Origin of the sequence: Pantoea sp. WEP (assembly GCF_041678305.1) — a bacterium.
GTDB classification, from domain to species: domain Bacteria; phylum Pseudomonadota; class Gammaproteobacteria; order Enterobacterales; family Enterobacteriaceae; genus Pantoea; species Pantoea dispersa.
Map to the genome: position 1 here is coordinate 194,470 of NZ_JBGNXB010000001.1, position 13,508 is coordinate 207,977.

Annotated in this window: 13 protein-coding genes; 6 read left to right on the forward strand and 7 right to left on the reverse strand. The window is 57.1% G+C overall.

Annotation, left to right across the window (positions count from 1 at the left end; genetic code table 11):
- Positions 1-243: 243 nt before the first annotated feature.
- From ABVR31_RS00900 to ABVR31_RS00910, 3 genes are all read right to left on the reverse strand, one after another.
- Complete coding sequence (locus ABVR31_RS00900; protein ID WP_152390324.1) at positions 244-1,578, reverse strand: MFS transporter; 1,335 nt, start codon at positions 1,576-1,578, stop codon at positions 244-246.
- A 289-nt stretch (positions 1,579-1,867) separates the two neighbouring features.
- Positions 1,868-2,869: an inner membrane protein YhjD gene (yhjD, locus tag ABVR31_RS00905; protein WP_058759376.1), complete on the reverse strand. Its 1,002-nt coding sequence runs from the start codon at positions 2,867-2,869 to the stop codon at positions 1,868-1,870.
- A 50-nt stretch (positions 2,870-2,919) separates the two neighbouring features.
- Positions 2,920-3,819: a LysR family transcriptional regulator gene (locus tag ABVR31_RS00910; protein WP_031279769.1), complete on the reverse strand. Its 900-nt coding sequence runs from the start codon at positions 3,817-3,819 to the stop codon at positions 2,920-2,922.
- A gap of 115 nt (positions 3,820-3,934) precedes the next feature.
- Here ABVR31_RS00910 and ABVR31_RS00915 point away from each other — a divergent pair, with 115 nt between their 5' ends.
- Entirely contained in the window at positions 3,935-4,693 is a 759-nt protein-coding gene (locus ABVR31_RS00915; RefSeq protein WP_222951492.1) for an SDR family NAD(P)-dependent oxidoreductase, read from the forward strand.
- Positions 4,694-4,743: 50 nt separating this feature from the next.
- On the opposite strand, the gene ABVR31_RS00920 is transcribed toward ABVR31_RS00915, so the two are convergent.
- Complete coding sequence (locus ABVR31_RS00920) at positions 4,744-5,592, reverse strand: PhzF family phenazine biosynthesis protein (protein WP_371221879.1); 849 nt, start codon at positions 5,590-5,592, stop codon at positions 4,744-4,746.
- Positions 5,593-5,706: 114 nt separating this feature from the next.
- Between ABVR31_RS00920 and ABVR31_RS00925 the strand changes: the two genes are divergently transcribed.
- Positions 5,707-6,330, forward strand: a complete 624-nt coding sequence (locus tag ABVR31_RS00925) for a glutathione S-transferase family protein (protein ID WP_371221880.1) — start codon at positions 5,707-5,709, stop codon at positions 6,328-6,330.
- Here the strand turns inward: ABVR31_RS00925 and ABVR31_RS00930 are convergent.
- Entirely contained in the window at positions 6,297-7,787 is a 1,491-nt protein-coding gene (locus ABVR31_RS00930; protein ID WP_058775178.1) for a PLP-dependent aminotransferase family protein, read from the reverse strand. The genes ABVR31_RS00925 and ABVR31_RS00930 overlap by 34 nt on opposite strands.
- A 135-nt stretch (positions 7,788-7,922) precedes the next feature.
- Here ABVR31_RS00930 and ABVR31_RS00935 point away from each other — a divergent pair, with 135 nt between their 5' ends.
- The gene (locus ABVR31_RS00935) at positions 7,923-8,510 is read left to right on the forward strand and encodes a LysE family translocator (RefSeq protein WP_058759374.1); all 588 of its coding nucleotides are present in this window, start codon (positions 7,923-7,925) and stop codon (positions 8,508-8,510) included.
- Positions 8,511-8,786: 276 nt separating this feature from the next.
- Here ABVR31_RS00935 and mqo read toward each other — a convergent pair whose 3' ends face one another.
- Together mqo and ABVR31_RS00945 are read right to left on the reverse strand one after the other, a co-directional pair.
- On the reverse strand, positions 8,787-10,397 hold the full coding sequence (gene mqo / locus ABVR31_RS00940; RefSeq protein ID WP_021507903.1) for a malate dehydrogenase (quinone): 1,611 nt from the start codon (positions 10,395-10,397) through the stop codon (positions 8,787-8,789).
- 526 nt (positions 10,398-10,923) lie between these two features.
- The gene (locus ABVR31_RS00945; RefSeq protein ID WP_010615729.1) at positions 10,924-11,169 is read right to left on the reverse strand and encodes a DUF1158 domain-containing protein; all 246 of its coding nucleotides are present in this window, start codon (positions 11,167-11,169) and stop codon (positions 10,924-10,926) included.
- A 286-nt stretch (positions 11,170-11,455) separates the two neighbouring features.
- Here ABVR31_RS00945 and mntP point away from each other — a divergent pair, with 286 nt between their 5' ends.
- The 3 genes from mntP to ABVR31_RS00960 all read left to right on the forward strand — a co-directional run bounded on the left by mntP (position 11,456) and on the right by ABVR31_RS00960 (position 13,238).
- Entirely contained in the window at positions 11,456-12,028 is a 573-nt protein-coding gene (mntP, locus tag ABVR31_RS00950; protein ID WP_372771700.1) for a manganese efflux pump MntP, read from the forward strand.
- Between the two features lie 105 nt (positions 12,029-12,133).
- On the forward strand, positions 12,134-12,211 hold the full coding sequence (gene azuC / locus ABVR31_RS00955) for a stress response protein AzuC (RefSeq protein ID WP_125310475.1): 78 nt from the start codon (positions 12,134-12,136) through the stop codon (positions 12,209-12,211).
- A 190-nt stretch (positions 12,212-12,401) separates the two neighbouring features.
- Positions 12,402-13,238 carry a fumarylacetoacetate hydrolase family protein gene (locus ABVR31_RS00960; RefSeq protein WP_088516510.1) on the forward strand — a complete coding sequence of 279 codons (837 nt, stop codon included), beginning with the start codon at positions 12,402-12,404 and terminating at the stop codon, positions 13,236-13,238.
- The last annotated feature ends 270 nt before the right edge of the window (positions 13,239-13,508 follow it).

Consider the following 13,508-nt stretch of genomic DNA (forward strand, 5'->3'; position numbering starts at 1 on the left):
GGCTGATGTTTCTGCACTTATTCATCAACACCGCGCGGATACTCCCTCTCCCGTAAACGGGAGAGGGAACCGTTTGGTGCGGGCTGATGTTTCTACACTTATCTATCAACATCGCGCGGACGCTCCCTCTCCCGTTTACGGGAGAGGGCCGGGGTGAGGGCCAGGGTGAGGGAAACACCGTACCATCCCCACACCGCCAATAAAAAACCCGGCCGGAGCCGGGTTCTGTCAACACGCAATCAATCACACCGCTTCATACAGCGTCTGATGGCGTGTCTCTTTACAGGCGATCAGCGCGATCAGCGTCAGCACTGCCATGGAGGCCAGATAGAAGCCCACCGCCTGCAAGCCGTAGTTCGCATTCAGCCAGGTCGCAATATAAGGCGCTACCGAGGCACCAAGTATTGACGACAGGTTGTAAGAGAACGACGCACCGGTATAACGAACTTCGGTCGGGAACAGTTCTGGCAGCAGCGCGCCCATCGGGCCGAATGTCAGACCCATAATACTCAGGCCGATCAGCAGGAAGCCCATCACCAGAATCTGCGAGCCGGAGCCGAGCAGCAGCGGGAACATCAGCGCAAAGGCGATGATCATCAGCGTAATGGTGATCATCGTTTTGCGACGGCCAAAACGGTCCGCCAGCAGGCCGGCAATCGGCACCATCACGCCAAAACCGATGACCGCCACCATCAGCATCCACAGGAAGCTGTTACGCGAATAGCCGAGACCAACAGGCGCCGGCGCGGTGCCGTAGCTCATCGAATACACCGTCATAATGTAGAACAGCGTATAGGTCGCCAGCATGATAAACGTGCCGAGGATGGTCGCCGTCATATGCTTGCTCAGCAGCGTACCGATAGGGATCCGCACCTGTTTCTTCTCTTTCTGCACTTTGGCAAACACCGGGCTCTCATGCAGCGATACGCGCACATACAGGCCGATAATCACCAGTACCGCAGAAAGCACAAACGGTACGCGCCAGCCCCAGTTCATGAACTGCTCATCGGTCAGCAGCCACGAGAGCAGCAGGAACGTGCCGTTGGCAAAGAAGAAGCCAATCGGTGCGCCCAGCTGCGGGAACGAGCCGTACAGCGCGCGTTTCTTCGCCGGGGCGTTCTCGGTGGCCAGCAGCGCCGCGCCGCCCCATTCGCCACCCAGTCCCAGGCCCTGACCAAAACGCGCCAGCGCCAGCAGCAGCGGTGCCGCCACGCCAATGGTCTGATAACCCGGCAGCAGGCCGATCAGTACGGTAGAGACGCCCATGGTCAGCAGCGAGGCAACCAGCGTCGCTTTACGGCCCACGCGGTCACCAAAGTGACCAAACAGCGCGGAGCCAATAGGGCGCGCAACAAAGGCGATAGCGAAGGTGGCCAGCGACTGCAGTGTGGCAACCGTAGCGTCACCCTGCGGGAAGAAGATATGCGGAAAAACAATTACCGCGGCGGTGGCATAGATATAGAAATCGAAGAATTCGATCGCAGTGCCGACCAGCGAGGCAACTACCACTTTACTGCGTGAGTTAACCGGTGTGCCGTCGTGTGGTTGGTCGGGTGTTTCGGAGATGGAGGCTTGCATAACTGTTTCTTAATTGTAAATGTAAACAAAGAATCTTACGCACCTGTTTTGCCGCATTCAATGACGAAAAACCGCGTCACACCGGGCTTTGGCGGCGAAAAAGAGGATAATTTCTGAGTTACGGCAATCGGCGGCGGATGGGAAGGGGAAGCGCGGCTTTTCTGGCGTGATTCTCTGCAAAAGGGCCAAATAAAAGTGACCCTTTAGCGTTTCCTGCTGGTTTTTGCTGCTTTAGTAGCCAGCAGGAAACATTTTTTGCTGTTGCGGCAAATGTAACTGAATTGTCGCGTTAGGCAGAGTGATGCGGCTGCGACATCTCGGGATCATCCTTGTATTTTGCGGTGGCGATCCACGCGGCGCAGAACAGCGTCAGACGCGCGAAAAAGTAGAAGAAGGCCATCAGCCCCAGCACCGATCCAAAGGCGGCACCGGAGGGCGACGTCGCCAGCTTCGGCAGCGTCAGCGTCATAACAAACTTGATCACCTCAAACCCAATCGCCGCCAGCAGCGTTCCGCGCAGCAGCGCTTTTTTGCGCGGCTTATGGCGCGGCAGGATCCAGAAAATCCACAGGAACAGCAGATAGTTGGCGAAGATGGAGATCGACAGCGCGATGATGGTCATCGCCGGCCGCAGCCACTCAATATCGCCCAGCCCCAGCGCATTCACGATCGCCGCCTGCGCTGCGCCGGCAATCGAGGTCAGCGACAGCGTAATCACCAGCGCCAGCATCAGACCCAGCAGCGAAACCAGGTCGCGCAGATACTTCTTCCACCACTTTTCCTGGTCATCGGGCGTGCGCTCCCATACGTCACGCGACTGGGCGCGCACCGCTTCGCGCAGGTTACCCATCCAGTTAATGCCGGAGTAGAGCGCCAGCAGCAAACCGGTCAGGCCCACGGTCGCGCGCTGCTGAATCGCGGTATTCACGGTATTTTTCAGCGTGGTGGCCAGCGTCGGGTCGCTGATGCTGTTAACGATTTTGTTGATCAACTCAGAAAGCAGGTCCTGATTGGACGCCAGCACAAAGCCGACCGCCGCAAAGGAGACCATCAAAATCGGTATCAGCGAAAGAAATGAAAAATAGGTGATCGCCGCACCAAACTGGCTGCCGAGGCGATCGTTAAAGCGCTCCAGCGCGCGCAAAAAGTGCGCCACTGCCGGGATCGCCTGAAACCAGGCGGCAAAGCGTGAGACGCGCCTGATCGAGCCATCCACCGTTTTGTTCCCGGTTTTGATATCAATCAGCGGCTTAGCTTCAGCCGCTGAGGCTTTTGTGGTTTTGTCCGTCATAGACCTTCTGCATCCTGTTCACAGCGAAAATAAAATTATAGCCTGCCCGTTCAGGTCACGTATTCCTGCAGCACCTGACTCAGCCACTCCATAAACACCCGCACGCGGCGCGCCACGTTGCGACGGTGAGGATAGAGCAGGGAAATCGGCATCGGTTTGGCCGGGAAGTGGTGCAGCACTTCGACCAGCTGGCCGGATTCCAGCAGCGGCTGCACGCCAATCGCCGGTACCTGAATAATGCCCAGCCCGGCGATACAGGCGGCGCGATAGGTTTCGGTGCTGTTTACCGTCACCACGCCGCCGGTCTGCACGTAGTGGCACTGTTTGCCATCAAAGTACTCAAAGCCCGGCGAGGGCTGCCCCAGCTGTTGGGTATAGTGCACCATGGCGTGCTGGCCGAGATCGTCCAGCCGCACCGGCATGCCGAAGCGGGAAAGGTAGCCAGGGCTGGCGCAGTTGATCAAGGCGTGCGAGCCAATTTTTCGCGCAATCAGGCCGGAATCTTTCAGTTCGCCAACGCGCAACACGCAGTCAAAGCCCTCGCGAATCACATCAACCTGGCGATCGCTGCTGCTCAGTTCAATCTCCACGCCCGGATAGTGCTGCAAAAACTCCGGCAGGCGCGGCAGGATAAAACCGGTCGCCATTGCCACCGACATATCGACGCGCAGCTTGCCGCTCAGCGTGGCAGGATCGTGCTGGAACAGGCTGTCCATATCATCCAGCATCGACAGCAAATCCAGGCAGCGATCGTAATACACCAGCCCATCCTGGGTGAGATGCACACGGCGCGTGGTACGGTGCAGCAAACGTGTGCCCATCTGGTTTTCCAGCGCCTGCAGCTGGCGGGACACGCTGCCCTTGGGTAAACCCAGACTCTCAGCCGCGCGGGTAAAACTGCCCATTTCTGCCACCCGCACAAACACCTGCATAGCGTGAATTTTATCCATGTTGTTCACCGATTGTTGTTGTTAGTGAAACAGTGCTGTGTATTCCCCTGCGTTTATAGATCAATTATTCGCGAATATCCTTAATCCGTGTTCAATTTTCCAACCGGAGCGAAACATGTCTCATAAAATTGCATTGATTACCGGCGGTAACCGCGGTCTGGGCAAGAATGGCGCGCTAAAACTGGCCGCTAAGGGCGTCGATATTCTGTTTACCTGGCGCGGTCATGCTGAAGAAGCGCAGGCGGTAGTAAAGGAGATAGAGGCGCTGGGCGCGCGTGCGGTGGCGCTGCAGCTGGATGTGGGCGACAGTAAGCAGTTCGATGACTTTGCGGCGCGGGTCAAAGCAACGCTGAACGAGACCTGGCAGCGCGACAGCTTTGATTATTTAGTGAACAACGCTGGCCACGGTCATTACAAGCTGCTGGCCGAAACCAGTGAAGATGAGTTTGATGCGCTGGTGAATGTGCATTTTAAAGGGCCGTATTTCCTGACGCAGAAACTGCTGCCGCTGATCGCCGATGGTGGACGCATCCTGAACATTTCCAGCGGTCTGACGCGCATGACGCTGCCGGGTTCAGGTACTTACGCCGCCATGAAAGGGGCGATGGAAGTGCTGACGCGCTATCAGGCGAAAGAGCTGGGCGAGCGCCGCATTCGCGTCAACATTCTGGCGCCGGGGGCGATTGAAACCGACTTTGGCGGCGGTCGCGTGCGCGACACGAAAGATCTGAACGCGCATATCGCTTCAGTGACCGCGCTGGGCCGCGTTGGTCTGCCGGATGATATCGGTGATGCCATTAGCGCGATCCTGAGCGACGAAACCGGCTGGATTACCGCCCAGCGTATCGAGGCCTCCGGCGGTCAGGCACTGTAAAAACATCGCGCTGCGACCGGATCGTGTAAACGAACGGAGCAGCGCCCGTTTTACACCTCAATCGTGCCATCAATCAGGGTGACGGTTTGCCCGCCGATCCAGATTGTCTCACCGGCAAAACGCACCACAATGCGACCGGCACGCTGGATGGCGCTGCCTTGACGCGCGCAGTAATCCTGCCGCTGGCCCTGCGCCGCCAGATAGCGTGCCAGACAGGCGTTGGCGCTGCCGGTGACCGGATCTTCGGCCAGGCTACCGTTCTCGACCAGCAGCGCGCGCACCTCGTACTGCGCCTCTGCATCCTGCGGCAGCGGGCCAAACAGGGCGATGCCGTTCACGCCCGCATGCTGCTGCAGCCGCAGTAAATCGTCCGCCTGGGTGACCACCTCCAGCACCGCCTGCGCGCTGCTCATCGGAATTAACAGCCAGCGAATCCCCATATCCGCCACGGCTGGCGTCTGGCTGAGATCGAACGCGTCACTGTGCAGTGCGCTGCTCATGAGTGCATCACTGAACGGCGTCAGGCTGGCGTCCGGCGCGGCAAAGGCCAGCGTACCGTCAGCGCCAATCTGTACCTCAACCAGGCCCACGCCGCACTCCTGCACAATCTTACCCGCTGTTTTCAGGGGCCAGCCAGCTTCCAGCAAGGCATGCGCGGTGCCAAGCGTGGGATGTCCGGCAAACGGCAGCTCGCCGCCGGGCGTAAAAATGCGCACACGATAGTCGGCTGTGGCATCCTGTGGTGGCAGCACGAAGGTGGTTTCCGACAGATTGGTCCAGCGTGCGATGGCCGCCAGCTGTGCGTCACTCAGACCCCGGGCATCCATGATCACCGCCAGCGGATTGCCGCTGAACGCGCCTGTGGAGAACACATCCACTTGTTTAAACGCCACCTGCATGTTCGCTCCTTTCCTCATTGAGGTTGTCTGAAATCCGGATTTACATCCTGCTGATTGCTTAAGGCGTCTAACAGGACTATGAATAGATTAACAATTCTGCCAGCGGAGTCCGCTATGTTAAAAATTCTGGGCCGTAACTCGTCAATCAACGTTCGTAAAGTGCTGTGGCTCTGTTCAGAGCTGGATATTGCCTGGGAGCACGAGCCGTGGGGCGAAGACCCGCAGTCGTTGCACTCATCGCAGTTTATGGCGCTCAATCCCAACGCTATGGTGCCGGTGATCATCGAAGATGACTTCGTGATGTGGGAGTCCAACGCGATTCTGCGCTATCTCGCCAACAGCAACGGCGGTGAATGGCTCTACCCGGATAATCCGCGCGCGCGTGCGCCGGTCGATCAGTGGATGGACTGGCAGGCCACCGAGCTCAACACCTCATGGCGCTATGCTTTTATGTCGCTGGTGCGCAATTCGCCAGCCCATCAGGATCCGCGCCTGCTGGCTGCCGCCATCAAAGGCTGGAGCCACACCATGGGTATTCTTAATCAGCAGCTGGAAAAAACAGGGCGCTACGTCGCGGGCCGTAACTTTACCCTGGCCGATATTCCGGTTGGCCTGGCGGTGAACCGCTGGTTTGAAACCCCGCTCGACCATCCGGACTTTCCTGCCGTGCAAACCTATTATGAGCGGCTGACCGAACGCGAGGGTTACACTACCTGGGGCCGCAACGGTAAGCCCTGATCCTGACCCGGCGCGATACCGGTGATTTCACAGGCCAGCGCGCCGGTGCGTTTCAGTGCCCAGGTGTAACGCTCATCAAACGGATAGCAGCAGGAGAGACGCAGCGCATGGCGATAGCGATCGCTCAGCGAATAGAGCGCGCCCGGCGTGACGCAAATCTGCTCCTGCAACAGGCGATGGAACATCTCCACCGTGTCAACTTTGCCCGGCAGCTCGACCCAAAACACAAAGCCGCCGCGCGGCAGGGTAGCGCGCGTGCCCTGCGGGAAGTGACGGGCAATGATGCCGCGCGCCGCATCCAGATTGGCGGCATAGCGACGCCGCAGCGAACGCAGATGGTGATCATAACCGCCGCTGGCAAGGAATTCGGCCAGCGTTTCGCTCAGCAGTTTTGATTCGGTCATCGACGATACCGCTTTCAGCCGCGCAATCGCCGGGTGGAAGCGGCCAGCAGCCGTCCAGCCCACGCGAAAATCGGGCGCGACGGTTTTGGTGAAGCTGGTGCAGTAAATCACCCAGCCGTCGCGGTCAAAGGCTTTGACCGGTGGCGACAGCGGCCAGTCAAACTGCAATTCGTCATACAGCCCATCTTCCAGCAGCGGAACGTGGTAAGTATTCACTAACTTCGCGAGACGCTTTTTATTCTCCAGCGGCATCACGTAGCCCAGCGGATTCTGCGCGCCCGGCATGGCGATCAGCGCCTGAATGCGCTGCTCCTGCAGCAGCATCTCTAGGGCGTCCAGCGACAGGCCGTTTTGCGGATCGGTGGGGATTTCCAGCGCCTTCAGCCCGAGTGAGGCCAGCAGCGGGAACAAAAAGAAGTAGGTCGGCGATTCCAGCCCGACGCAGTCGCCCGGCTTCGTCACCGCACGCAGCGCCAGCTGCAGCGCTTCCATGCAGCCGTGGGTCAGGGTGATGTCCGCGACAGTGAGATTCAGGCCGGTGTGCAGGCTACGGCGCGCAATCTCCTCCCGTAAGCGCTCACTACCCGGCGGAAGCGCATAACGACCAATGATGTCGTTATCGCGGCGAATAAGGGAGGCGGTAATGCGTCCCAGTTTCGCCGCCGGAAACAGTTCGCTATCCTGCGGGCAGGCCAGCGAAATATTGGTGTAGTCGGGGTGATTCTGCGCGGCGAACACCTGCTCGATCAGTTCCAGTTTTTGCGTGCTGGGGTCATTGACGCTGGCGCTCATCGGCCTGAGCGGTCGCGTTACCGCGGGCAGCACGCCACGCACGTAGTAGCCCGACTGCGGACGGGCTTCTATCAGGCCGCGATCTTCAAGAATATGCCAGGCACTTAGCACCGTATTGATGCTGACCTGGTGCGACTGTGCCACGCGCCGGATGGCCGGCAGGCGCTTACCCGGCTTCAGCGTGCCCTGATGGATAGATTCGGCAAAACTGTCCGCCAGCTGCTGGTACAGCGTCTGGCCGGATGAGAGAGGAAGGGACACAAAAGCCTCCGCGCGTAATAGGTACAATTTAAAATTGCCTTAACTGTATCCATCACAATAGTGATTTTGTGTCTCTGTTGCCATTGTAATTTGCGCATTAGCATGGTGCTTCGTTGATTCTCAGGGAAACGCACCATGCTCGATCCATCCTTCTTTAGCTACGTTACGGTGATGTCGATTACACCGGGTCCGAACAACTTGTTACTGGCAACGTCCGGCGTTAATTTTGGCTTCCGGCGCACGCTGCCGATGCTGTTTGGCATCCTGCTCGGCTGTGCGTTACAGATGCTGCTGGCGAGCGTGGCGCTGGAGCTGCTATTGCACTGGATGGCGTCGGTGCGGTTGCCGCTGACGGTGGTGGGATGCAGCTATCTGCTGTGGCTGTCGTGGAAAATCTTCCGCGCCGGTGCGCCGCAGCTGCGCGAGCGTCCGCGTCCGATGACCCTGCTGGGCGGCGTGTGTTTCCAGGCGGTGAATCCCAAAGCCTGGCTGATGGTCACCAACGTGGCGCTGATGTACGCCAACAGTAACGGTGTGCTGGCGGTGCTGCTCGGCTTTGCCGCCCTCAACCTGCCGTGTATTTTAATCTGGGCAGCGCTGGGCGACCGGCTGCGCCATCACCTGCAGATTGCGTGGAAACGTCAGGCGTTCAACACGCTAATGGCGCTGTCGCTGGTGGCGACCACCGGCTGGATGCTGTATGACGCGCTGCTATTGAGCTGATGCCATGACGTTGGATGGCGCGGTAAGCAGGGGCACAATATGGGGGCTGGTCAGTTAACGAAGCCGTACGACGCACCCTGATGTAGCGGCGCGATTTATCGCGCAATGTGCAATGTATTGTGCCGCTAACAAACGCGCGCTTCCTGGTGAATAAATCCCAGGCTGAACCGTCAGAGATTGCGTCATCCAAAGGGCGACACCGTAATCAAAAAAAGAGGCCGCGATTGCGGCCTCAGTCAGGTCTGTATTTGCCGGTGAAGGGACAGGCGTCGCCGCTTACTTGCCCACCACATGGGCGGTTTCACGGCCTTCGTCGTTGGCAGCTTCCGGCGTGATGACCGGTGCGTAATCCAGCTGCAGCACGCGACTGGTTTCGGCCAGCACCTTCTCGGTCAGCGCCACGTCGCCGTTCAGCTTGCGGCCCCACGACGGGATTACCGCGCGGATTTTGGTTTGCCACTCTGGCGAGCGCATCTGCTCCGGAAACACTTTCGCCATCAGCTCCAGCATAATCGGTGCTGCGGTGGAGGCGCCCGGTGACGCGCCCAGCAGCGCAGAGATCGAGCCGTCGGCCGAGGTGACCACTTCGGTACCGAGACGCAGCACGCCGCCCTCTTTCTCATCATTTTTGATGATTTGCACGCGCTGACCGGCCGTGACCAGCTTCCAGTCTTCCTGTTTTGCCTGCGGCACATAAGCGCGTAGCGCCTCCATACGATCGTCATCGCTCTGCAGCACCTGATCGACCAGATATTTCACCAGATCGAAGCTTTTCAGCCCAACCTGCATCATCGGCAGCAGGTTACTGCTGTTCATCGCGCCGAACATATCCAGCAGCGAGCCCTGCTTGAGGAATTTGGTGGAGAAGGTCGCAAACGGGCCAAACAGCAGCACCTGCTTGCCATCCAGCACGCGGGTATCAACGTGCGGTACCGACATCGGTGGTGCGCCCACGCTGGCTTTGCCGTACACCTTCGCCATGTGCTGCGCCACCACGTCCGGGTTTTCCGTGACGAGGAACGAGCCGCCCACCGGGAAACCGGCGTAGCCTTTTACTTCCGGGATGCCGGTTTTTTGCAGCAGCGGCAGCGCGGCACCGCCGGCACCGATAAACAGCTGGCGCGCAGTCAGCACCCGCGACTCACCGCTGGCGAGGTTGTGCAGGCTTACCTGCCAGCGCCCATCGCTCAGGCGCTTGATATCGCGCACTTCCTGACGCAGACGCAGGCGGAAATTCTCTTTCTTCTCCAGCGCGGCAATCAGCTGGCGCGTCACTTCACCGAAGTTAACGTCGGTGCCCATGTCGGTCCAGGTGGCCGCCACTTTCTGCTTGCGGTCGCGTCCATTCATCACCAGCGGAATCCACTCAGCGATTTGGTCACGATCTTCGGAATAGTTCATGCCGCGGAACAGGGTGCTTTTCTGCAGCGCCTGGAAGCGCTTACGCAGGAAAGCGACGTTGGCCTCGCCCCAGACAAAACTCATGTGCGGCGTGCTGTGAATAAAGCTTTGTGGATTACTCAGGTTGCCTTTCTGTACGTGATACGCCCAGAACTGGCGGGAAATCTGGAAGGATTCGTTAATCGCCACCGCTTTGGCAATGTCGATGCTGCCATCCGCTCTTTCGGGCGTATAGTTCAGCTCGGCCAGCGCCGCGTGGCCGGTGCCGGCATTGTTCCAGCCGTTAGAGGATTCGACCGCGACATCATCCAGCCGCTCGACCATCTCAATCGACCAGTCTGGCTCGAGATCCTGCAGCCAGGTGCCTAAGGTAGCACTCATCACGCCTGCGCCGATCAGCAGGACATCTACGTCTTTTCGTTCCTGAAGGTGTGTGCTTTCCATGCCAGCGGCGGCTAGCGCCAGATTTACCGCAGTGTTGCTCATGAGGCGACATCTCCTCTCTGTTGCCCTGAAGCTCAACAGGTTCGCAGGCGAAACAGCCACGCTTTTTGCAAGCGCGTTGCGCTATTTCTCAAAGGTTAAGACTCAGGTTTAAGCCATAGGTGTGATAACGGTTAACTGCACGTTATGCATATGCATTCGAATATAACATTCTCGTATCGGAATTAAACGTTTGTTTATTTTTTAAATGCAGAAATGATTCAGCATAAGAATTAATCAGCCCGACGGCGCTGTCATAAGGGATTTTTATCCCCTAATCAGGCAGTTATAGTAACGTAGTTGTTGCGGCAGTGTGAGGGAAATGGAGAGGGTTGATTTCACACGGTGAGCTGGATCACAAATTAACGCATTGAAAACAATAGGTTTTAGCGAAATTGATTTTTTATGCGGATTTTATGTTGCCTGATGTTTCGCCAGATCGTGTAAAAATAATGTTACATTTGTGTGACTTTTAATTTGGGCACCGTGTCAGGCGCCCGTCAGAAGAAAAATGCATCACGTACACCGTTCAGCGCAGCTGGAACCAGCGGCGCCAGACGAAGCGGATAATGAAAAACTCAACGGTACCCAGCAGCAAAAACCAGACGCAGAACACCATGGTGTACAGCTGATTCACATCCTGCAGATGCAGAGCCTGCTGCAGCTGTTTTGCCAGCGCCACGCCAAACGAAGGGGCGGGCAGCAGTAGCGCCGAAAGAAAGCCCAGCAGCAGAATGCCGCCCGGGATGATCAGCGTTTCAAATGGGTTTTTCATCGCATCATTCCAAAATCAGTTAGCGCGGGCATTAGCGCATAAAACCGCGGCGCGGTGCAATCCCCGCAGCAGCGTACGCTAAGAAATTTCTTCTATTCCATCTACTTAGCTGCAGAAATAGCGGCAGTTAAGAGTTATAGCCTTTGCTATACTTAAACCCATGATTTTGTTGTCTTTTTTTTGGCGGATTGGCGTGCTAGACTGCGCGCACTTTTTCATTACTGAACCCGATATGCGGACAAAGTGCAGGCTTAATCGTCTTATTTCACCGCATTGACTGAAAACCATGACATTTATCGCAACCCTGATTCTGGCCTTTGGTATGTCGATGGACGCTTTCGCTGCAGCACTGGGCAAAGGCGCGTCGCTGTATCGTCCGGGCTTCAAAGAAGCATTACGCACAGGGCTGATTTTTGGCGTCATTGAAATGCTGACGCCGCTGGTGGGGTGGGCCATCGGGTTGGCTGCCAGCCACTACATTATGGCGTGGGATCACTGGGTGGCATTTGGTCTGCTGGGCATTCTTGGCGGGCGGATGATCATGGAAGGTTTCCGTCAGACGGCCGACGAGCCGTGCGAAGCGCCGCAGCGCCACGGCTTTATGGTACTGGCGCTGACGGCGGTAGCGACCAGCCTTGATGCGCTGGCGGTGGGCGTTGGCCTCGCGTTCCTGCAGGTTAACATTGTGCTCACCGCGCTCATCATTGGTGCGGCTACCACCATCATGGCGACCACCGGTGTGCTGGTCGGCCGCTTTATCGGTCCGGTAATGGGCAAATGGGCGGAAGTGCTGGGCGGCGTGGTACTGATCAGCATTGGCTGCACCATCCTGATTGAGCACTTAGGGCTGTTCCGTTAACGTCTGGCACGATTTTGTGATCTGGTTCAAAAATAATTGCGTGAAAAATGCGCGGGCGTTATAATTTTCGCGTAATTCTTCAACAATTTTTGTATCAGGTGCACCATGAAACGTTTTTTCCGCTCCGTGTTTCGCTCTTATGTTGAGACCTTCAAACACGTACCGCCGGGCGCCTTAAACTAAGCGCTCCGCCAGAAACCCTCGATAATCGCGGTCAGGGATCGACCTGTGGTTATCACCCGGCGCCGTTCCCCTCTGCGCACCTCTGTCACCAAAACTCACAAACATTAATTACTTTACCCTCAGGTCATACCGCTTTTCCGTCTGGCTTTTGATAACCTGCGCGCAAATTCTCTATAACATTGAGGCCATCATGCAGCTGTGCAGTTTTTCTCTTATTGACCAGGCAAGAAAAAGTTATGGCATCGTGCAACCCGACGGCGTGATCGATCTCGGTACGCGGCTGGGCGACAGCTGTCCGGATTTGAAAACCCTGCTGCAGCGCGGTGGCCTGAGTGACCTGCAGGGGTACCTGAGCGAGCCGGTGGACTATGCCTTCAGCGCGATTCGCTTCCTGCCGGTGGTGGAAAACCCAGGCAAAGTCTTCTGCGTTGGCATGAACTATGCCGACAAGCGTCAGGAGTTTGCCGCCACGCTCGACGCGCCGACGCTGTTCGTGCGCTTTGCCGATTCGCTGGCAGCACACGAGCAGCCCCTGCTGAAACCGGCGACCACGGCTGAATTTGATTACGAAGGCGAGCTGGCGGTGATCATCGGCAAGGCGGCTTATCAGGTAAAAGCCGCCGATGCGCTACAGCATGTAGCGGGCTACAGCTGCTTTATGGATGCCACGGTGCGCGACATGCAGTTCACCTGGTTTACCGCAGGCAAAAACTGGCAGCAAACCGGCGGCTTTGGCCCGTGGATGACCACCGCCGACGACATCCCGGACCCGCAGCAGCTGGCGATCAAAACCTGGCTGAATCAGCGCGAAGTGCAGAACGATACCACGGCCAGCATGGTGCATCCGGTGGCGAAGATCATTGAATACATCTCGGCGTTTAGTCCGCTGTCACCGGGCGATGTCATCATCACCGGCTCACCAGGCGGCGTGGGGAAAAAGCGTACGCCACCGCTGTTTATGTTCCCTGGCGATGAGATCGAAGTGGAAATTGAGAAGATTGGTCGTCTGCGCCACCGCATCGTCTGACGCATTATTGCGCGGTGGCGAAATTTGCACTGCCACCGCGCTACCGTTTAAATAAATATTCAACAATACGAAATGTCCCGAATTTATATTTAAATGGCGCAAATTTAGTTATCAGGTTAAATAATTATTGTTAAGTTAATTTTCCTGCGATGTATTGCGTAAATATTTTTGTGATCGCCAACTAATTCCCTCGTTTTGCTATGGTTAAAATTAAAAGTAGCGGCGTATTATCGTCCACTGCCGATTCCGGCATGGAAATAAGGGATGATA